Consider the following 21,009-nt stretch of genomic DNA (forward strand, 5'->3'; position numbering starts at 1 on the left):
TGTCGGGCTCTGCCCGCCGCCACAGCGGCGTGCCGGGGATGTGGCGGTCGGCGGGCTTGGGATCGGTGTCGAGGCGGACGGTGCGAAGCGGGATACCGGGTTCGTGGTAAAGCAAAGCGCCGCGCAAATTCACTGCCATGGCGCTTGAAATGGGATTGCCCGCGATTTGAACGGGGGTTTCGCTACCGGTCAGCACATAAATATCGCTACCCGCCGGAAGGCTTCCGCCCGCCCGCGCGGTCCGAAGCAGATCGCGAAGCTGGGTTTCGCCATCGACCGGTGCAAGATGCCAGCGACCAGCAAACGTGCCGTATGGATCGAGCAGCGCACCGCTGCGCAGACCGACCGCATACGTACGTTCGGCGATGCTAATTCCGGCGGTAAGCGCCGCGATCGCGTCACGCATATGATCGAGATTGGTCTCCTCGGTCGGAACCAAACTCTCCCCCTGACCCGGCAAATCCGGCAGCACGCTCGCCACGCCGCGTTTCGCCAGCGCGCGGCAGAGCGTCACCGCGAAGGCGCGCGTGCGATTGGCTTCCTCGAACAGCGGCAGTGCGACGACCACAACCGGGCCGGTCGCAGGCCCGAACCGGAGCATCGCCTCGCGGCCGCCGCTCCAGTCGTAATGGTCGATCAAGCGGCCGACCCGCCGGGGGAAGCCCACGCCAACCCCGCATCCCGTTCGCCCTGAGCCTGTCGAAGGGCTCGTGCCACACTCCCTGTCCGGGCCAGTCGCGCAGGTGCTTCGACAGGCTCAGCACGAACGGGGGGAAGGAGAGGCCGTGCAGCCATCGGCTACCGCGGTGCCTTCGCCGCCGCGAAGCGGACCAGTGATCCGAAGGTCTCGAGCATCTCGCTATCGACCTCGTCATCTTCGATCAGGATGCCGAGCCGCTCCTCAATCTCGGTCAGCAACCCCGCCACCGCCATCGAATCGAGCTCGGGCAGCGCGCCGAACAACGGGGTTTCGGCGTCGAACGCAGCGACGCGCGCCTCGCTCAGGCCAAGCACGTCGCGCAGCACCGCGCGTACGGTGGAATCAATCTGGTCATAATTGTCAGTGAGCAAGGCGAGCCCCGTTTTCGCTTTGTTATGCTGCGCCGCGATAGAGACTGGGGCATGAGATGCCAAGAGGTCCCTGTTCACACCACGGCGGTCGCGGCTATCAGGGACGTGATGATCGCCCTCGACCCAGTGCCTCGCCCGATAGATACGCTGCCGTCGCGCGGGCAGGCCACCGCCGTCGCGCTGATCGATCGCGCAGGCACGCTCGATTTCGCCGCGCTGGAGCGTTTGACCGGTCAAGTGGCGGCATGGCTGGCGGGGCAGGGGCTTGCGCCCGGCGCACGGGTGGCGAGCTGGCTGCCCAAGACGCGCCTTGCGTGCGTGCTGCCGCTCGCCGCGCCCCGCGCCGGGCTGGTGCATGTGCCGATCAACCCGATGCTCAAGCGCGCGCAGGTCGCGCACATTCTGGCCGATAGCGGCGCGACGGCCTTGCTGACGCAGGCGGGTCGGTTGGCGTCGCTCGAGCCGGGTGATGTCCCGAGCGGCTGTGCGGTGTTCGACGAGGGGGGTGTCGCGAGCATCGCGACCTTGCCGCCCTCCGCTGCCGAGGCGGACACGCTCGCGGCGATTCTCTACACATCGGGCTCGACCGGGCGGCCCAAGGGCGTGATGCTCAGCCATGCCAATCTCTGGTTTGGCGCGATTGCGGTGGCGCAGTATCTGAAGCTGATCCCGGCCGATCGCGTGCTGGGCGTGCTGCCGCTCAGTTTCGATTACGGCCAGAACCAGCTCTTCTCGACCTGGGCGGCGGGCGCGAGCTATGCCCCGCTCGATTATCTGACCGCGCGTGATGTCGTAAAGGCGGTCGAACGGGTGCAGCCGACGACGCTGGCGGGCGTGCCGCCCTTATGGGTGCAGTTGCTTGAGAGCGCATGGCCGGAAGCGGCCGCATCTTTTTTGAAAAGACTGACGAATTCTGGCGGAGCATTGACCGCGCCGGTGATCGCCGGGCTGCGCCAACGCTTCCCGCACGCCGATCTCTACCCGATGTACGGCCTCACCGAAGCGTTTCGCTCGACCTATCTCGCCCCCGATCTGGTCGCCACCCACCCCGATTCGATCGGGCGCGCGATTCCCTTTGCCGAGGTAATGGTGGTGCGCCCCGATGGCGCGCAGGCAGCGGTGGGCGAGCCGGGCGAACTGGTCCATGCCGGGCCGCTCGTCGCGCACGGCTATTGGCGCGATCCGGAGCGGACGGCCGAGCGTTTTCGACCTGCACCCGTCTGGGCCAAATCCGGCGGCATGGCGGTGTGGTCGGGCGATACGGTGACGGTGGATACGCAAGGCCTGTTCCGCTTCGTCGGGCGCGATGACGAGATGATCAAGAGCGCAGGCAATCGCATCAGCCCGACCGAGATCGAAGAAGCCGTCGTCGCGGGCGGGGAAACCGCCGAGGCGGTTGCGATCGGCGTGTCCGATGCGCGGCTGGGCCAGGCGATCGTGGTGGTGGCGCGCGGCGATGGTGCGCGCGAGGCCGATTTGCGCGCACGGCTCCGGCGCGATTTACCGAGTTTTCAGCAACCGTCGCGCTATGAATGGCGCGCGGAATTGCCACGCAATGCCAATGGCAAGCTTGACCGCGCGGCGCTCAAGGCGGAGATTATCGCATGACGGTGCCCCTTATTTCCTCCCCCGGCGCAGGCCGGGGCCCAGTTGCGAGCGGTGCGTTTTCGGCGGTAGCGCTCTGTTACCACTGTTTCGCGACTGGGCCCCGGCCTGCGCCGGGGAAGGTCGAATTTGGCGGTTGGGCGTCATGAAGCCGATGGGCACCATTCCCGCCGAATTCTCGCACGCGCCCCTCAGAATCGCGGGCGAGAGCGCCGAACATTGGGCGCGCGTCGCGGGCGATACGCCGCTGTTCGTCTATGATTTCGGCGTCGTCGCGGCGCGGGTCGCGCGCTTCCGCGCTGCGATGTCGCTCCGCGTGAAGCTGCATTATGCAATCAAGGCCAATCCGTTTGCGCCGTTACTCGATGCGATCGCGCCCCTGGTCGACGGGCTGGACGTGGCGTCGGGCGGCGAGCTTGCAATCGCGCTCCAGCGCAAAAGCGGGGGCGCGATCAGTTTCGCTGGACCGGGCAAGCGCGACGACGAACTTACCGCCGCGATCATCGCCCAAGCGACGATCAACCTCGAATCCGAGGGCGAGTGGAATCGTACCCTTGCGCTCTCCGATCGTCTTGGACTCCGCCCGCGCGTCGCGGTGCGGGTCAATCCCGATTTCGAATTGCGCGGTTCGGGGATGCGGATGGGCGGTCGCGCGACGCCGTTCGGGGTCGATGCCGATCGCGCGGGTGCGCTGATTGCACGGATCCGCGCCTCGGATGCCGATTGGCACGGGCTCCATATTTTCGCCGGATCGCAATCGCTCGACACCGCCGCGCTGATCGAAGCACTGACCGGCGCGCTCGCGCTTGCTGAGCGGCTGGCGGATCAGGCGGGCCTGTCGCCGCCGCTCGTCAATCTCGGCGGTGGCTTTGGCATCCCGTATTTCCCGGGCGACCTGCCGATTGACGTCATGGCGATCGGTCAAGCACTTGGCGCGGCGATCGAGCAGTCGCCACTCGCCGGCGCAGGCTGCAGCTTCGCGACCGAACTCGGCCGCTGGCTCGTCGGCGAATGCGGCGTGTATTTGACGCGCATCGTCGATCGCAAGCAAAGCCGCGGCGAGACTTTCCTCGTCACGGATGGCGGCATGAACCATCAGCTTGCGGCGAGTGGCAACCTCGGCACGGTCGTAAAGCGCAACTACCCCGTCGCCGTAGCGTCTGCCGAAAGCGATGCGCCGACCGAAACCGTCAGCGTGGTTGGCCCGCTCTGCACCCCGCTCGACCGCCTTGCCGATCGCGTGACGCTGCCCGTTGCGCACGTCGGCGATCTTGTCGCGGTGTTCATGGCGGGTGCCTATGGCGTGAGCGCCAGCCCGACCGCATTCCTCGGCCACCCTGCTCCACGCGAGCTGCTGGTGGGCATTGCAGGCGGCTAAGTCCGCCATTCCTAACGCAATCTTTACCTCTCGCGCGGCATATCGGCACGATCGCCGCGACCCTGTCCGGATGCGTCAGACGTGACGCATCGGCGGAACCGCGCGGCAGGAGGTTTGTATGGCGCATTTTTCCAAGTCTTTCCGCACGATGCTGGTGGCTGGCGTCGGCGCGATGGCGCTCACCGGCTGTGTCGGCGCGAGCCGCCCCGAACTCCCCGCCGCCACCTTCGTTGCGGGGCAGGAACAGCCGGGCGAGGAATATATTATTGGCCCGCTCGATCAGCTCAGCATCTTCGTATGGCGTAACCCCGAACTGTCGACCAAGGTGCAAGTCCGCCCCGACGGCCGCATCACGACGCCGCTGATCAGCGACATGCCCGCCGTCGGCAAAACGCCGCGGATGCTCGCCGACGACATGAAGATCGCGCTCGGCGAATATATCAAGGACCCGATCGTCTCGGTCATCGTCGAGAATTTCTCGGGCACCTTCAGCCAGCAAGTGCGCATCATCGGGGCGACGGCCAAGCCCGCCTCGATCCCGTATCGCGCCAACATGACGCTGCTCGACGCGATGATCGCGGTCGGCGGCTTGAGCGAATTTGCGGCGGGCAACCGTGCGAAGCTGGTCCGCTACGATCGCGAAACCGGCAAGCAGGTCGAATACAACATCAAGCTGTCGACCTTGCTCAAGGACGGTGACAGCCGCGCGAACGTCCGCCTCGAACCGGGCGACGTGATCATCATCCCCGAGAGCATGTTCTAAGGAGCGCGCGGGGGGTGAACGGCCTTTACGACGAGCTGCGGATCGCGCTGCACACGGTCTGGACGCGCCGCTGGCTCGCGCTTGCGGTCGCGTGGGGCGTCGCGCTGATCGGCTGGGCGGCGGTCGCGCAAATCCCGAACAGTTACGAATCGCGGGCGCGCGTGTTCGTGCAAATGAACACGATCCTGCCCAATGCGGTCGGCATTAGCGCCGCCGATCAGCAGCGCGACGTCGATACGATCCGCCAGACGCTGACTTCGGCGATGAGCCTCGAAAAGGTCGTGCGCGGGACCGATCTCGCCAACACGGTCAAGACCGACCGCGACGTGGCGGACCGGGTCGCCGGCCTGTCCAAGGCGATCAAGATCACTGCCGAGCAGGACAATCTGTTTTCGATCGTCGCCACCGGATCGAGCCCCAAGGTCACGCGTCAGATCGTGCAGAAGCTGATCGACTTGTTCGTCGAACAGAATCTGTCGGGCGACCGGGATGAGACGAGCACCAGCCTGAAATTCCTCGATGCGCAATTGGAGGAGCGGCAGAAGCAGCTCGCCGATGCCGATGCCAAGCGCACCGATTTTCAGAACCGCTACCTTGGCAGCTTGCCCGGCACGGGATCGCTCACCGACCGGATGGGCGCGGCGCGCTCGGCGATGGCGCAAGTCGACAGTGATCTTGCCGCCGCACAATCGGGCCTCGCCGCGATCAACGGCCAGATGGCGGGGACCCCGGCCAACATTGCGGGTGCTGCGGGCGGCGTCAGCGCGGGGCCGGCGCGCGCACGGCTCAATGCGATTCAGGGCCAGCTCGCCGATGCGCGGGCGCGGGGCTATACCGAAAACCACCCCGACGTGATCGCCATGCGCAGCCAATTGGCCTCGGCGCAAGCGGCGGCGCGCAATGAGCCGCTGGTCGGCGGCGCGGGCGGCGGATCGACCAATCCCGCTTACATTTCGCTCCGCTCGCTGCAAGGCGACAAGCAAGCGCAAGTCGCGTCGCTGATGGCGCGCAAAGCGCAATTGCAGGGCGATCTCGACACGATCACCGCGAAGCTCGCGGGCAATCCGCAAGTCGCCGCCGAACAATCGCAGATCGAAAATGATTATCAGGTACTGAAAGATAGCTACGCCAAGTTGCTCGGCCAGCGCGAGGCGATCAAGCTGCGCGGCCAGGCGCAAAGCCAGACCGATTCGATCAAGTTCAGCGTGATCGATCCGCCGACCGCGCCGCGCGTCCCGGCGGCACCCAACCGTCCGCTGCTGTTGACCGGCGTGCTGATTGCGGGGCTCGCCGTCGGCGTTGCGGTCGCCTTTGCACTGGGCCAGCTGAAGACCACCTTCGCGACCGCCGCACGGCTGGAAAAGGCGACCGGCATGCCCGTGATCGGCTCGATCGGCGAAATGGTCTCCAAGGCCGAGCTCGCGACGCGGCGGCGGATGTTGCTCTATTATGGTGGCGGGGCCGCGGCGCTGGGCGTGGCGTATGTCGCCTTGCTCGGGGTTGAAATGCTCCAGCGGGGGTTGGCGGCATGAGCGACATGGCACCTCTCAAGGCGAAGGTTTCGCTGCTCGAACGCGCCGCCGAGGTCTATGACTTCGCCGAACATGCGCGCGCGCGCGGGGCTTCCGTCGCACCGCAGCCGGTCGCGCAGCCGGTTGCGCAACCGCTGCCGATCGCGCCCGTCGCGAAGGCCGCGCCGCGCCGCGGCGTCGCGGCGATCGATCGCGCGCTGTTGGCCGAGCGTGGCCTGCTCGTGCCCGGTGCCGCGATCGACGCGCTGACCGAGGAATTCCGCCTGGTGAAGCGGCAATTGCTCACCACTGCGCGTACCGTGCGGCGCAGCGATGCCGATCTGTCGCGGACGATCCTCGTCTGTTCGGCGCAACCCAATGACGGCAAGACGTTCTGCGCGGTCAACCTCGCTATTTCGCTGGCCGCCGAGCGCGACGTCGAGGTGCTGCTGATCGACGCCGATTTCGCGCAGCCCGATGTGCTGGCGCGCCTCGGCCTGCCTGATGGCCCCGGTCTGCTCGACGCGCTCGCCGATCCGAAGGTCGATGTCGAACGCTGCGTCGTGCGCACCGACATTCCGCAGCTAAGCTTGCTGCCGTGCGGTACCAAGTCCAATGCGGATACCGAACTCGTCGCCAGCGCACGGACCGGCGAACTGATCGCGCAATTGCTTGCCGCTGACCCGACGCGCCTGCTCATTTTCGATTCGCCGCCGGTGCTCGCTGCCTCGCCCGCGTCAGTGCTCGCCAATTATGCCGGGCAAGTGATGCTCGTCGTCCGCGCCGACTGCACCGGAGAGAGCGACCTGCGCGAAGCGGTCGCGTTGCTCGATGGCTGCGAGCATGTGCAGCTGGTGCTCAATGCCGTCGCCTTCGCCCCCGGCGGCCGCCGCTTCGGCACCTATTACACGCAGGAGGAGGACGCGACATGACGCGCCCAATCGCAGCTGTATCGACCGTCCTTGGCGCCGGACTGATCGCCTTGCTCGTCGCCGCGCCCGCGCAGGCCGAGAAGCGCAAGAAATCGATCTCGCCCTATATCGAAATCGGCCAGGTCGTGACCGCCGACCTCAAGACCAACGACGTGCTGACCTATTCGACCGTCGCCGCCGGGATCAGCGCCTCGGTCGAGACGCGTCGCACGCAGGTGCAGCTGAGCTATCGCTACGAACGGCGCTTTTCTTACAGCAAGAAGGTCGGCGATGACGATGTGCATAGCGGCCTTGCGCGCGCGCGCTTCACCCTCGTCCCCGGTGTCACGCTCGAAGGCGGCGCGATCGCGACGCGCGTCCGCTCCGACATTCGCGGTGCGGCCCCCGGCACGCTCGCGGGCAATGTCGACAATATCAGCCAGGTCTATTCGGCCTATGCCGGCCCCAATCTCGCGACTCATGTCGGCCCGATCGGCGTCGCGGCAAGCTATCGCTATGGCTTTACCAAGGTCGAGGCACCCGGCGCGACCGGCGTGGCCGCGGGCAGCCCGAAGCTCGACGCCTTCGACACAGCGCAAAGCCATGTCGTCAATGTCAGTGCAGGCGTAAAGGCGGGGACGATCCTGCCGGTCGGCGTCAACGTCTCGGCGGCGTATGAGCGCGGCACCGCGGGGCAGCTCGACCAGAAATATGAAAGCAAGCTCGCGCGTGGCGATCTTGTGCTGCCGGTGCTGCCGACGCTCGCGCTGACGGCAGGCGCTGGCTATGAAAAGATCACGATCACCCAGAAGGACGTGCTGAAGGACGGCACCGGTGCCCCCGTGGTCGATGCGCGCGGGCGGTTCGTCACCGATCCGGCCTCGCCGCAGCGGATCGCGTACCAGACCGACGGGATCATCTACGACGCGGGCGTGATCTGGCGGCCATCGGGGCGCACCACGCTGCAGGCGCGTGCCGGACGGCGCTATGGCGGCATGACCTATAGCGGATCGTTCAGCTATGCCGCATCGCGCGCGCTCGGCGTGCAGATCGGCGTGTATGACAGCGTCGATACCTTCGGGCGGCAGCTTCGCAACGGTATTTCGAATCTGCCCACCAGCTTCATCGAACAGCGCGATACGTTCGGGCAGCAGTTCAGCGGCTGCACCTTCGGCAATCCCGGCGCAACCGGTGGCGGATCGGCCGGCGGTTGCCTGAACGGCGTGTTCCAGTCGATCTCGACCGCGGCATACCGCGCGCGCGGCATCGATGCGGTGATCGCGGCGAAGCGCGGCGCTCTCAGCTTCGGCGTTGGCGGCGGCTATGCTACGCGGCGCTTCTCCGCTCCTGTCAGCCCGAGCGGATTCTCCATCAACGGCATCACCGATAACAGCTATTACGGACAAGCCTTTGTTGCGGTACCGATCGATCGCAATTCGGGCGTGAACGGCAACGTCTTCGCCAATTATTACGAAAGCGGCATCGCGTCGGCCCCCGGGGTATTCAGCACCGGCGCGACGGGCCTCTACTATCATAATTTCGGTCGCATCTCGACCACCGCCTCGGCCGGGATCTACTCCTTCACGCAGAAGGGCGCGGACGATCAGCTCTCGGCACAGGGCCAAGTCGGTGTGCGGTATCAATTCTGAAACGCCTGGGTCAGTAAGACCCGGTGCGAGGACGGTGACATGTACGAAGATCATTACGGATTGAGCGGCCGACCGTTCGCGCTGACGCCCGATCCGCGCTTCTGGTTCGATACCGCCACGCACCGCAAGGCGATGGCCTATCTTGGCTATGGCCTGGCGCAGGGCGAGGGCTTCATCGTCATTACCGGCGACGTCGGCGCGGGCAAGACGACGCTCGTCGGCCATTTGATGGCCACGGTCGATGCGACGCGGCTGCACGTGATCAAGATCGTCTCGACCCAGATCGAGGCGGAAGATTTGCTGCGGATGGTCGCGGGCGGGCTTGAGCTCGACAGTGACGGCCTGACCAAGGCGCAATTGCTCGTCGCGATCGAACGCGGCCTCCATTCAACCGCGCGCGCCGGACGGCGCACGCTGCTGATCGTCGACGAGGCGCAGGCGCTGCCGGTGTCGAGCCTCGAAGAACTCCGGATGCTGTCCAATTTCCAGACCGGCGGCCATGCCCTGCTACAGATCTTCCTGCTCGGCCAGCCCGAATTCCGCGAGCGGCTGCACGGCTCGGACCGGCTTGAACAGTTACGCCAGCGCGTGATCGCGATGCACCATCTCGATCCGATGGAGGCCGACGAAGTCGAGCCCTATATGCGGCATCGCTTGGGCGTCGTGGGCTGGACCGGGCGCCCGCATTTCACCCCCGATGCCTATGCCGCGCTTTTCGCCGCCTCGGACGGCGTGCCGCGCCGCCTCAACCAGCTCGCCGGGCGCGTGCTGCTGTTCGGCGCGATCGAGCAGATCGATACGATCGACGCGCGCGCGGTGGCGAGCATTGTCGCGGATATTGCCGGCGACATGCCGGGCGTGAAGCCGATTGCCGTGCGGGAGCCTCGGCCGGTCGCCGACGCCGTCGCGCCTGAACCCGAGTCGGAAGCGCCGCGCCCACTGCCGATCGCGCACGTTGCACCGCTTGCCGAGCCGCGCCCGATCCGCCTGTCGCGCGACGAACCGCTGCACGCCCCCGAACCGGCGCAGGAGGGCCTCGCCGACCGTATCGCCGCGCTCGAAGCGCGGATCGATGAACAGGACGTGGCGTTGCGCCGCGTGCTCACCCTGCTGGTCGATTGGGCCGAGGGCGAGCAGACCCCGAACCTCGCCGCCGTGCGCGCCGCAGGAGCTTGAGGTCATGCGGCACGCCATGTCCGTCGATATCGAAGACTGGTTTCAGGTCGGTGCCTTCGAAAAGGTGATCGCCAAGGGCGACTGGGATTCGCTGTTGCCGCGCGTCGAACGCAATACCGATGCCGTGCTCGCCTTGTTCGCCGAAACCGGCACCACGGCGACCTTCTTCACGCTCGGCTGGGTGGCGCAGCGTTATCCCGCGATGATCCGCCGAATCGTCGCCGCGGGGCATGAACTGGCGAGCCATGGCTGGGATCATGACCGCGTCTTCACGCTCGACGCCGCACGCTTTCGCGCCGACATCGCGCGCGCGCGCAAAGCGCTGGAGGATGCCGGCGGCGTCGCCGTGACCGGCTATCGCGCGCCGAGCTTCTCGATCGACGCGCGCACCCCCTGGGCGCATCAAGTGCTGGCGGAGGAAGGCTATGCCTATTCCTCCAGCGTCGCGCCGCTCCGCCACGATCATTATGGTTGGCCCGAGGCACCACGCTTCGCCTTCCGCCCGCTGGGCGATTCCGCGCTGGTCGAGCTGCCCGTCACCGTCGCCGAACTCGGCACGCGGCGGATGGCGACCGGCGGCGGCTTCTTCCGGCTATTCCCCGCAGCACTGACCGATTATGCGGTGCGGCAAGTGGCAAAGCAGGGGCAGCCCGCGATCTTTTATTTCCACCCGTGGGAAATCGACCCCGGCCAGCCGCGCGTCGCCAACGCGCCCGTCAAATCGAAACTGCGGCATTACAGCCGCCTCGGCGCAATGGCGGGCAAGCTGCGTGGGCTGTTGTCGCGCCACGATTGGGGCCGGGTGGACCAAATCGTGCGCGACCTTAATCCGGTTGCCGCGCCGGTGGCGCTGGCGGCATGACGATCCAGCCGCTCTCGGCGTTGATCGCGGTGCGCGCGGTCGATCTGCGCGATGCGAACGAGCGCGCGCGGATCGATGCGTTCGTCCGCAGTCACCGCGACGGAACGCCCTTCCATCTGACGGCGTGGAGCCGCGCGGTCGCACAAGGCTGCGGCCAGACCAGCCATACTTTGGTCGCCGAACGCGCCGACGGGTCGCTGGCCGGGCTGGTGCCGCTCACCGAAATTCGCTCGGTCCTGTTCGGCAAGGCGCTGGTTTCGAATGGCTTCGCGGTCGGCGGCGGGATCCTGGCGGAGGCCGATGCGGCGATCCCGGCGCTCGCCGATGCCGGCTGGGCGCTGGCGCGGCGGCTTGGCTGCCCGACGCTTGAATTGCGCGGCGGGGCGCTGCCCGAGGGCGACTGGCACGTCGATCGCGATACGTATCTCGGGTTTGCGCGCGCGCTTGCCGATACTGACGCGGCCGAGTTGCTCGCCATTCCGCGCAAACAGCGTGCCGAGGTGCGCAAGGCGCTGGACGCGGATCTCGCTATTTCCGTTGGCTGTCACCGCAGCGACATCAAGGCGCATTATGTCGCTTATGCAGAGTCGGTGCGCAACCTCGGTACCCCGGTGTTCCCGGCGGCGCTGTTTCGCGCGGTTTTACAGCATTTTGAGGATTCCGCCGATATCCTGACGGTGAGGCATGAAGGGCGCGTCGTGGCCAGCGTATTGAATCTGTATTTCAACGGGACGGTCTATCCCTATTGGGGTGGCGGCAGCCACGCCGCGCGGGGGTTGCGCGCCAATGACCGGATGTATTTCGCGTTGATGGCACATGCGCGGGCAAAGGGCTGTACGCGTTTCGATTTCGGCCGGTCGAAGGCCGGGACCGGGCCCGCCGCGTTCAAGAAAAACTGGGGTTTCGACGGCATACCGCTGGTCTACGCCAAACGCGCAGTGTCGCAATCGGCCGTGCGCGAGATCAATCCCAACAGCCCACGCTACGCCAAAAAGGTCGCGCTGTGGAAGACGCTACCGCTCTGGGTCGCAAACCGGATCGGGCCGCATATCTCTAAAGGCCTCGGATAATGGGCGACATTCTGTTCCTCGGGCACCGCGTGCCGTATCCGCCCGATCGCGGCGACAAAATTCGCGGGTTTCACATTCTCAAATTCCTGGCGGCGCGCAAACGCGTCCACTTGATCGCGTTTGCCGACGATACGCGCGACATGAAGCGCAAGGACGGGCTGGCGAAACTGACCGGCAATCGCTCGATCATCTGGCGGTCGAAATCGCGCGCGAAGGCGGCGATCGAGGCGCTGATGTCGCGCAAGCCGATTTCGCTGACCGCCTTCGACAATGCCTCCTTGCGCGAGGCCGTGGAGTCGATCCTGTCGCGCCATTCGATCGACACGATCTACGTCTTCTCCAGCCAGATGGCGCAATATCTTCCGGCGCGCCCGCGGCAAAAGGTCATCATGGATTTCGTCGACGTGGATTCGGCGAAGTTTGCCTCCTATGCGAACCAATCGCACGGCCCGAGCAGCTGGTTGATGGGGCGCGAGGCGCGACTGCTGCTGCAGCATGAGCGCGCGGTCGCGCACCGCGCCGATGCCAGCCTGTTCGTGAGCGAAGCCGAAGCGCGCCTGTTCCGCGACAAGACGGGCGCGGAGCGCGTCCATGTCGTCGAAAACGGCATCGACACCGACTTTTTTGATCCCACCGCGCAGTTCAAGTGGATCGACACGACCGGCGCGCTGATCGTCTTTACCGGCCAGATGGATTACCGCCCCAATATCGAGGCGGTGACGTGGTTCGTCGAGACGATCCTGCCGCACATCCATGTGCGCCATCCGGGCGCGCGCTTCGCGATCGTCGGGCGTGGCCCGACCGACGCGGTAAAGGCGCTCGCCAAGCAACCCGGCGTCATCGTGACGGGTGAAGTCGCCGATGTGCGCGGCTGGATTGCGGCGGCGTCGGTCGTAGTCGCTCCGTTGAAAATGGCACGCGGGATTCAGAACAAGGTGCTCGAGGCGATGGCGATGGCGCGCCCGGTGGTCGCATCGACCGCCGCCGCTGAGGGGATCGATCATGCCCGCACGATCCGCGTCGGCGCGACCGTCGGCGAAATCGCCGAGCATGTGATCGCCGTGCTCGACGATCCCAAAGCGGCCGCGCAAATGGGGCAGGAGGCACGCGCGCAAGTGCAGCAGCGCTATAGCTGGGAGGCGCGGCTCGCCCCGCTCGATGCGATCCTCGGCATCAGTATCAAAGCGCCACCGCGCCGCAACGTGGCGTGACGCGATGACGATTCCTGTCCCTGCGGCGGCCTTCGCCCGGGCGGAATCGACGGGTCGGGTGGCTGACCGCGCTGCCGCATGGCGGCGGCACGGCGCGATCCTCGGCGGGGTCGCTGTGCTGTTGGTTGCCGTCTTCCGACATGATGTCGCGGCGCTGACGACGATTTGGTGGACCAGCACGACCTTCGGGCATTGCCTGTTCATCGGCCCCGTGCTGGCGTGGCTGGTATGGCAGCGTCGCACCGGGTTGGCGCAGCTCAGCCCGGTCGCCTGGGCACCGGGGCTGCTGCTGGTGGCGCTCGGCGGGTTCGGCTGGCTGCTCGGCGATGCGGGGGGCGTGGCGCTGGCGCGGCATCTCGGCATCGTGCTGATGCTGCAGGGCGCGGTGGTGACGCTGCTCGGCCCGAACGTGGCGCGCGCGCTGCTGTTTCCGCTGTGCTACGCGGTCTTCCTGGTCCCGTTCGGTGAGGGGCTGGAGGAACCGCTGCAGACCGCGACCGTCGCGATGACGATGCCGCTGCTCCATCTGTTCGGCGTCCCCGCGCAGGTCGACGGCGTGCTGATTACCATTCCCGGCGGCTATTTCGAAGTGGCCGAGGCGTGTTCGGGCGCGAAGTTCGTGATTGCGATGATCACCTATGGCGCACTGGTCGCCAATGTCTGTTTCGTATCGTGGCACAGGCGTGCGATCTTCATGGTCGTGGCGGTGGTGGTGCCGGTGCTCACCAACGGGCTGCGCGCGTTCGGGACGATCTATGCCGCCTATCTCACCTCGGTCGAGCGTGCGACGGGCTTGGACCATATCGTCTATGGCTGGGTTTTTTTCGGGCTGGTGATGGCGGCGGTGATCGCGATCGGCTGGCGCTGGTTCGATCGCGCGCCCGATGCGCCGGTGTTCGATCCGGCGCGATTGCAGACGCAGCCCAAGCTTCGGATGGAGGCCCTGCTTGCGGCAGCCCTGGTGCTGGCAACGGCTACGGTGTTCCCGGCCTGTTCCGCCGCGATTGCCGGGCGTGCGCAAGCGCTGCCGTCGCAGATCGCCCTACCGGAGGTTCCCGGCTGGCACCGCACCGCGACCAGCACACGCGCGGGCTGGTCGCCCAATTATCCCGGGGCCGATCACTTCCTGCTCGGGCGCTATGCCGATGCCAGTGGCGATACCGTCGATCTCGCCATCGCCGTCTATGGCAGCCAGCGCGAGGGCAAGGAGCTTGTCGCGTTCGGCGTCGGCGTCCTGCGCGAGGATGATCGCTGGGTGCGCGTCGCCGATTTGCCCGATCTCGCCGCGGGCGCGGCGATGCGGATCACCGCACCCGGGCCGGTCGAGCGGCACGTCGCGACATGGTATCGCGTCGGCGACGTGGTGACGCATCGCGGCGTGATTGTGAAACTCGAAAGTCTGAAGGCCAAGCTGCTTGGCGGGCCGCAACGCGCGGTGGCGGTGCACGTCTCGGCCGAGGTGTTGCCGGGTCGTGACCCGCGCGCGGCGATGACGCGCTTCGTCGCGGCGCTCGGGCCGATCGCGCGGGTTGCCGATCGGGCGGCGGGAATGGCCGAGTAGCGTGTCCCTTACCGCGCTCCTTCCCCGGCGGAGGCAGGGGCCCGGTCGCGAAGGTGGCTGTAATCGGGCGCTGCGCGTACGTGTCTCCCACCTCGCCACTGGGCCCCGGCCTCCGCCGGGGAAGGACATCAGGTTTGGCTCGCTCCACAGTCTCGATCTGGCTATGCCCGCCTGATGTGCGGTATCGCCGGTCTCTATTATCCCGCCACCCCGAAGCCCGTCGATCCGGCGCGGATCCGGGCGATGGCGGACGCGCAGGCGCATCGCGGGCCCGATGGATCGGGCGTGTGGACCGCGCCGGGCGTCGGCCTCGGCCATCGTCGCCTGTCGATCATCGATGTCGCCGGCTCACCGCAACCGATGGCGAGCGCCGACGGCGCGCTGACCGTCACCTATAATGGCGAGATCTATAATTTCGCCGCGTTGCGTGCCGAATTGCAGGCGCTGGGCGCGGTGTTCGTGACGGCGGGCGATACCGAGGTTTTGCTCCACGGCTGGGCGGCGTGGGGCCCGGCGATGCTCGATCGCTTGAACGGCATGTTCGCCTTCGCATTGCACGATGCGCGGCGGCAATGCCTGTTCCTCGCGCGCGACCGATTGGGCGTGAAGCCGCTGCATTATGCCGAGCTGTCCGATGGTGCGGTGGCGTTCGCGTCGGAACTGAAGGGCTTGCTCGCCCACCCGCTGCTGCGGCGTGCGCCGCAGATCAGCGCAGTCGAGGATTATCTCGCCTTCGGCTATGTCCCCGACGATACGTGCCTGGTCGCCGGCGTGAAGAAGCTTCCCGCCGGCCATGCGCTGCTGATCGAACGTGGCAAGGCGGTCCCGGCACCGTCGCGCTGGTGGGATGTCGATTTCAGCCGCCGCACCACCGGATCGGTGAAGGCGCTTGAGGAAGAGTTGCTCGCCTTGCTGCGCGATGCGGTCACCGCGCGGATGGTGTCCGACGTCCCGCTCGGCGCGTTCCTGTCGGGCGGGGTCGATAGTTCGGCGGTCGTCGCCTTGATGGCCGAGGCGTCGCGCGGCGCGGTGCGGACCTGCACGATCGGCTTTGACGAAGCGAGCCTCGATGAGCGCCGCTATGCCAATGAGGTCGCCCAGCGCTTCGCCACGCAGCATCGCGAGCGGATCGTCGCGGCGGATGATTTCAGCCTGATCGACACGCTCGTCCACGCGTTCGACGAGCCCTTTGCCGACGCATCGGCCCTCGCGACTTACCGCGTATGCGAACTTGCGCGCGAAAATGTTACAGTCGCGCTCTCGGGCGACGGCGCCGATGAAGCCTTCGCCGGCTATCGCCGCTATAAATTTCAGGCGGCGGAAGAACGCGTGCGCGGCCTCGTGCCCGCCTCGATCCGGGCTAACGTGTTTGGTACGCTCGGAAAATGGTATCCCAAGGCCGATTGGGCACCGCGCCCGCTGCGCGCGAAAAGCACCTTGCTCGCGCTCGCCGAGGATGGTGCGGAGGGCTATGCCCGCTCGGTCGGCGTCACCACGCCCGCATTACGCGCGGCCTTGTTCAGCGATGCCGCCCGCAGCGCGCTCGGCGGCCACCGCGCGGAGGATCGCTACGTCCGATCGATGCGCGATGCCCCGGCACGCGACGCGCTCGACCGCGCGCAATATGCCGATTTCCAGCATTGGCTGCCCGGCGACATTCTCACCAAGGCCGACCGCACCAGCATGGCGGTCGGGCTGGAGGCGCGCGAGCCGTTGCTCGACTATCGCCTCGTCGAATTCGCCGCGAAGCTCCCCGTCGGGATGCGGTTGAAGGGCGGGCAGGGCAAGTGGCTGCTCAAGAAATCGATGGAGCGCTATCTCCCCAAGGACATTCTCTATCGCCCGAAAATGGGCTTCGTCACGCCGATCAGCGCGTGGTTCCGCGGGCCGCTCGCCAATGAGGCGGCGGCGCTCGCCAAATCACGCGTGCTGATCGGCACTGGCTGGTTCGACCCCGCGACGATCGCGCGCCTCGCCGAGGATCACCGCGCCGGTCGGGCCGACCATGGCCGGACGCTGTGGCAATTGGTGATGCTCGACCGATCGATGGCGCGGCTGTTCGGTTAGCGCAGCAGCGCCATAGCCGCGTGCAGCGTCAGCGCGACGAGGCACAATGTCGATAGCGTGAACAGACCGAACCGCACGATCACGCGATTGACCGTCACCTGCACCAAGCTGTGCGCGATGCGCAGCGCGACATAGGCCCAGGCGATCGTCGCGTTGAGGCCAGCGCCCTGTTCGAGCAGCGCAAGGCTCAGCGCGATCGCGTAGAAGATCGTCGGCTGTTCCATCAGGTGATTATAGTTTTCGGCCGACCATTGCACCGGTGCGGGCAGGATCGACTTGAGATCCGCGCCGCTGCCGCCGCGCAAATTCTTCACATCGATCTTGGCCGCCTGCATGGCCGGGATGCGCTTGGCATACATCCAGCACCAGATGACGAGCGACCACGCGACGAGCGCGACGACGGGCGCGATGATTGGGCTATGCATGAAAAAACTCCCCCCGGAACGGTAATCGGGAGGAGGGGTGGATCAATCCGTTCCGAATTGCAACCGATCAGTCGAAGCTGGCACCCCAGCGACGCTTGACGCGGTTCTTCCACAGGCCGCGATGATAGGCGTCGCTGGCGAGCAGCGGCATCACCGATCCGGCCTCGGCAAACACCATCTGTTCGATCCCGGTGTTGACCTTGCCCCACGATGCCGCCTCCTGCAGCGTCGAGGACGAGCACGCCCCGTCGCGCACGTCGGCGACGGTGATCTGCACGGCATATTTGTGGACCTGCACGTCGTCGTGGCCGAGGATTTCGGCGCACACCACGGTGTCCTGGATGAAGTTCTTCGGCACGCCGCCGCCGATCATCAGCAGGCCGGTGACGCCCGCCTTGATCTTGATTTCGGTCAGCTCGCGGAAATCGGCAATCGCGTCGAGCACCATGTACGGCTTGCCCGCCTTGACCGCATCGACCTGATGCTTGACCAGACCGAAGCCCGCCGAGGAATCGACGAAGGCCGGGCAGAAGATCGGCACGTCATGCTCATAGGCGAGCTTGACGAGGCTATTGTCCTTCTTGCCGTGCTCGACGAGGTATTTGCCCATCTCGCGGATGAATTCGCGGCTCGAATAAGGGCGCGGCTCGAGCGTCTCGGCGATCTCGAAGATCGTGTGATCGACGTGCTGGAGCTGCTCCTCATCGATATAGGTGTCGTAGATCCGGTCGATCAGCAGCGAGCGCAGCGTGTCGTCATCGGGCACTTCCAATGCCTGATAATGCTTGTGGCCAAGGCCCTCGAAGAAATCCATGTCGACGATTGTGGCGCCGGTCGCGACGACGCCGTCGATCATGTTGTTGCGCAACAGCTCGGCATAGAGGTCCATGCACCCGCCCGCCGAGGTCGACCCGGCGATGACGAGGAAGATCGAGCAATCGGGATCGGCGAGCATCTGGTTGTAAATGTCGGTCGCGCGGCCGAGATCGCGGCTGGTGAAGCTCATCTTCTTCATCGCGTCGACGATCGGGCGCGCGTCGAAGCTGGTGATGTCGATATGCTCGACAAGGGTCGAGAGGAGCTCGGCCTTGCGGTTGGTGTTGAGGGCGGTGTCGTTCATTTTTCTTCCTCATCCCCCTCCCGCCTGCGGGAGGGGTTAGGGGAGGGCATGTCGCCCTCGCCCCGATTGTAGACAGCCCCTCCCCCGACCCCTCCCGCAAGCGGGAGGGGGGAAGGAGAGCGGATAGTGAAAACGTGTTACAGCGTGACGACGTTCGACGCGACCCCAACGCGTTCTGGGCGTTCGTCCTCGAGATACAGCGACGCCATCGGCTCGTCCGCGACGATCACCGTCTCGTCCGATCCGAAGCCGTTGAACGCGGTCCGCATCGCCGATCCATACGCGCCGAGCATCCCGATTTCGAGATAATCGCCCGCCTGCACGTCCGCCGGCAGATAGAACGGCCCCACCATATGGTCCATGTCATCGCAGGTCGGGCCGTAGAAGCTGAACGGCAGCGTCTTGGCACGGCTCTCGGGTTCGCGCAGCAATTCGACCGGAAAGCGCCAGCCGAGATGCGCCGCATCGAACAACGCGCCGTAAGCACCGTCATTGATGAACAACTCATCGCCGCGGCGCTTTTCAACGCGCACCACGATCGAGCTGTACTCGGCGCACAGCGCGCGCCCGGGCTCGCACCACAGTTCGGACGAATAGCTGACCGGCAGCGACTCGAACGCACGGTGGATCGTCTCGAAATAGCGCTCGAGCGGGGGCGGCTCCATGCCGGGATAGGTCGAGGGGAAACCACCGCCGACATCGATCACATCGACCGTCACCGCCGCATCGACGATGGCGGCGCGCACGCGCTCCAACGCATTGGCATAGGCTTCGGGCGTCATCGCCTGGCTGCCGACATGGAAGCAGATGCCGAGCGCATCCGCCGCCTGACGAGTGCGGAACAGCAGTTCCTTGGTCTCGCCGGGGGCTGCGCCGAATTTCGACGCGAGGCTCAGCTTCGAATGTTCCGACGACACGCGCAGGCGGACGCACAGCGTCAGATCCTCGGCATGGTTGGTCGCCCGGACGATCTTCTCCAGCTCTTCCACGCTGTCGAGCGAGAACGTCCGCACGCCATAGTCGAAATAGGCCGAAGCGATCGATTCGGCGGCCTTGACCGGGTGCATGAAGCACAAGGTCGCGTCCGGCAGCGTGCTCGCCACCAGCCGCACCTCGGCAATCGAGGCGACGTCGTAATGCGTGATCCCGCTATCCCACAGAATCTGCAGGAGGGCGGGAGACGGGTTCGCCTTGACCGCATACATCGAACGACCCGGGAACTTCTCGGCGAAGAACCGGGCCGCACGCGATGCCGCATGCGGACGAACCAGCGTGACCGGCTGAACCGGCCGCTGCTTAGCGATGTCGAATACCGATGTGGTAGTCGAAGGGGTGGTCGCTAACCCCAGCGCGCGATGATGCTTGTGCAATTCAAGGGACCTCCAATGTCCGTAGACAAGTTCACGAAACACTGCCTTGCGGTTGGAAGTCCCATGGGGCAGCGGATGGGCGAAATACGGTCGCGCTTTTCCATTGTAAAGCGGTTTTAGACCCCCGGAGATAATACGTGACAATTTTAAGACAGCCGACCCGCGCCGGGGTGCGCGATGCCGCCGCCAAGGTCGCCGCGATCGTCCCGCCGTCGCCCTTATTCGTGATGGAAATCGAGGGGGTTAGGGTCGCTTTCAAGGCCGAGTGCCTGCAGCCGATGGGCGCGTTCAAACTGCGCGGGGCGTGGCATCGGCTTACTGCGATCGAGACCGATTTGCGCAGCCAAGGCGTCGTCGCTTTCTCGTCGGGCAATCACGCACAAGGAGTCGCCTGGGCGGCAAAACGGCTCGGTATGCCCGCGCTGATCGTGATGCCGTCCGATGCTCCCAAAGCGAAGCGGGAAGGCACGCTCGCGCTCGGGGCCGAAGTGGTCACCTATGACCGCGCGACCGAGAGCCGCGAGAAGATCGCTGCGGCGCTCGCCGCGGCACGTGGCGCGGTGCTGGTGCCGAGCTTTGACGATCCGTGGGTGATCGAGGGGCAGGGGAGCGCCGGGATCGAGGCGGCGGCGCAAATGCAGACAACCGGCCTCGGCGCGCCGACTCGCGTGGTCGTGCCATGCGGCGGCGGCGGTCTCGCGGCGGGGCTGGCGCTGGCCTTGCCCGATGCGGGCGTCACCGTGGTGGAACCCGAGGGCTGGGACGACATGCGCCGCTCGCTGGAGGCCGGTTGGATCGAGGAAGTCGGCGATTCGCCGCCACCGACGGCGTGTGATGCACTCCAAACTAAGCGCGTGTCGGACCTGACCTTCCACGTCCTCTCCCGCCGTGGCGCGACCGGCGTGGCGGTCAGCGAAGCGGAGATCCGCACCGCGCAACGCTGGGCGGCAGAGCGGCTGCGGCTGGTCGTCGAACCCGGTGGCGCGGTCGCGCTGGCGGCGCTGCTGGCGGGTCGGGTGGCGCTCGAGCCGGGGATGCTGGTGTTGCTGTCGGGCGGGAATGTCGATTTGGCGGCGTATGGGAGGGTGCTGGCGGAGACCCCCTAAATCCTCCCCCGCAAAGCGGGGGAGGGGGACCATGAGCATTCAGCGAATGGTGGTGGGGGAGCGACGGCGGTTGTTTCGCCCAGCCTCGACCCCCTCCACCACCAGCCTAAAGAAGGCTGGCGGTCCCCCTCCCCCGGTCCCCGGGGGAGGAAT

At 66.3% G+C, this 21,009-nt stretch carries 18 protein-coding genes; 13 read left to right on the plus strand and 5 right to left on the minus strand.

Annotation, left to right across the window (positions count from 1 at the left end):
- Positions 1-667, minus strand: a 667-nt coding sequence (locus ABWP09_RS02160; RefSeq protein WP_353203523.1) for an alpha/beta hydrolase family protein, incomplete at its 3' end; no start/stop codon positions are given.
- 131 nt (positions 668-798) lie between these two features.
- Positions 799-1,071, minus strand: coding sequence for an acyl carrier protein (locus tag ABWP09_RS02165; RefSeq protein WP_353203524.1), 273 nt, complete (start codon positions 1,069-1,071; stop codon positions 799-801).
- A gap of 108 nt (positions 1,072-1,179) precedes the next feature.
- Here ABWP09_RS02165 and ABWP09_RS02170 point away from each other — a divergent pair, with 108 nt between their 5' ends.
- The 12 genes from ABWP09_RS02170 to ABWP09_RS02225 all read left to right on the plus strand — a co-directional run bounded on the left by ABWP09_RS02170 (position 1,180) and on the right by ABWP09_RS02225 (position 16,835).
- Positions 1,180-2,679: an AMP-binding protein gene (locus ABWP09_RS02170; protein ID WP_353203525.1), complete on the plus strand. Its 1,500-nt coding sequence runs from the start codon at positions 1,180-1,182 to the stop codon at positions 2,677-2,679.
- 142 nt (positions 2,680-2,821) lie between these two features.
- Positions 2,822-4,054: a pyridoxal-dependent decarboxylase, exosortase A system-associated gene (locus ABWP09_RS02175; protein WP_353203526.1), complete on the plus strand. Its 1,233-nt coding sequence runs from the start codon at positions 2,822-2,824 to the stop codon at positions 4,052-4,054.
- A 118-nt stretch (positions 4,055-4,172) separates the two neighbouring features.
- Complete coding sequence (locus tag ABWP09_RS02180; RefSeq protein WP_353203527.1) at positions 4,173-4,817, plus strand: XrtA/PEP-CTERM system exopolysaccharide export protein; 645 nt, start codon at positions 4,173-4,175, stop codon at positions 4,815-4,817.
- A 14-nt stretch (positions 4,818-4,831) separates the two neighbouring features.
- Positions 4,832-6,349: an XrtA system polysaccharide chain length determinant gene (locus ABWP09_RS02185; protein ID WP_353203528.1), complete on the plus strand. Its 1,518-nt coding sequence runs from the start codon at positions 4,832-4,834 to the stop codon at positions 6,347-6,349.
- Positions 6,346-7,260 carry an AAA family ATPase gene (locus ABWP09_RS02190; protein WP_353203529.1) on the plus strand — a complete coding sequence of 305 codons (915 nt, stop codon included), beginning with the start codon at positions 6,346-6,348 and terminating at the stop codon, positions 7,258-7,260. The genes ABWP09_RS02185 and ABWP09_RS02190 overlap by 4 nt, the downstream gene beginning before the upstream one ends.
- The gene (locus ABWP09_RS02195; RefSeq protein WP_353203530.1) at positions 7,257-8,888 is read left to right on the plus strand and encodes a hypothetical protein; all 1,632 of its coding nucleotides are present in this window, start codon (positions 7,257-7,259) and stop codon (positions 8,886-8,888) included. Before ABWP09_RS02190 ends, ABWP09_RS02195 begins: the two co-directional genes overlap by 4 nt.
- 39 nt (positions 8,889-8,927) lie before the next feature.
- Positions 8,928-10,064, plus strand: a complete 1,137-nt coding sequence (locus ABWP09_RS02200) for an ExeA family protein (protein WP_353203531.1) — start codon at positions 8,928-8,930, stop codon at positions 10,062-10,064.
- A 4-nt stretch (positions 10,065-10,068) separates the two neighbouring features.
- The gene (locus tag ABWP09_RS02205; protein WP_353203532.1) at positions 10,069-10,926 is read left to right on the plus strand and encodes an XrtA system polysaccharide deacetylase; all 858 of its coding nucleotides are present in this window, start codon (positions 10,069-10,071) and stop codon (positions 10,924-10,926) included.
- A complete protein-coding gene (locus tag ABWP09_RS02210) occupies positions 10,923-11,996 on the plus strand; it encodes a FemAB family XrtA/PEP-CTERM system-associated protein (protein ID WP_353203533.1) in 1,074 nt (357 codons plus the stop codon). Before ABWP09_RS02205 ends, ABWP09_RS02210 begins: the two co-directional genes overlap by 4 nt.
- The gene (locus tag ABWP09_RS02215) at positions 11,996-13,207 is read left to right on the plus strand and encodes a TIGR03087 family PEP-CTERM/XrtA system glycosyltransferase (RefSeq protein ID WP_353203534.1); all 1,212 of its coding nucleotides are present in this window, start codon (positions 11,996-11,998) and stop codon (positions 13,205-13,207) included. Before ABWP09_RS02210 ends, ABWP09_RS02215 begins: the two co-directional genes overlap by 1 nt.
- Before the next feature lie 4 nt (positions 13,208-13,211).
- Positions 13,212-14,768, plus strand: coding sequence for an exosortase A (xrtA, locus tag ABWP09_RS02220; RefSeq protein ID WP_353203535.1), 1,557 nt, complete (start codon positions 13,212-13,214; stop codon positions 14,766-14,768).
- A 174-nt stretch (positions 14,769-14,942) separates the two neighbouring features.
- Positions 14,943-16,835 carry an XrtA/PEP-CTERM system amidotransferase gene (locus ABWP09_RS02225; RefSeq protein WP_353203536.1) on the plus strand — a complete coding sequence of 631 codons (1,893 nt, stop codon included), beginning with the start codon at positions 14,943-14,945 and terminating at the stop codon, positions 16,833-16,835.
- Here ABWP09_RS02225 and ABWP09_RS02230 read toward each other — a convergent pair.
- The 3 genes from ABWP09_RS02230 to ABWP09_RS02240 form a co-directional block, all read right to left on the minus strand.
- Positions 16,832-17,260: an MAPEG family protein gene (locus ABWP09_RS02230; protein ID WP_353203537.1), complete on the minus strand. Its 429-nt coding sequence runs from the start codon at positions 17,258-17,260 to the stop codon at positions 16,832-16,834. The genes ABWP09_RS02225 and ABWP09_RS02230 overlap by 4 nt on opposite strands.
- A gap of 67 nt (positions 17,261-17,327) precedes the next feature.
- Positions 17,328-18,380, minus strand: coding sequence for a 1,9-bis(guanidino)-5-aza-nonane synthase (locus tag ABWP09_RS02235; protein ID WP_353203538.1), 1,053 nt, complete (start codon positions 18,378-18,380; stop codon positions 17,328-17,330).
- A 137-nt stretch (positions 18,381-18,517) separates the two neighbouring features.
- Positions 18,518-19,750 (minus strand): type III PLP-dependent enzyme, encoded by a 1,233-nt coding sequence (locus ABWP09_RS02240; protein ID WP_353203539.1) that lies wholly within the window; start codon positions 19,748-19,750, stop codon positions 18,518-18,520.
- 137 nt (positions 19,751-19,887) lie between these two features.
- On the opposite strand from ABWP09_RS02240, the gene ABWP09_RS02245 reads away from it, so the two are divergent.
- Positions 19,888-20,856, plus strand: coding sequence for a threonine ammonia-lyase (locus ABWP09_RS02245; protein WP_353203540.1), 969 nt, complete (start codon positions 19,888-19,890; stop codon positions 20,854-20,856).
- Positions 20,857-21,009 lie beyond the last annotated feature (153 nt).

This window comes from Sphingomonas sp., assembly GCF_040398505.1.
Taxonomy (GTDB): domain Bacteria; phylum Pseudomonadota; class Alphaproteobacteria; order Sphingomonadales; family Sphingomonadaceae; genus Sphingomonas.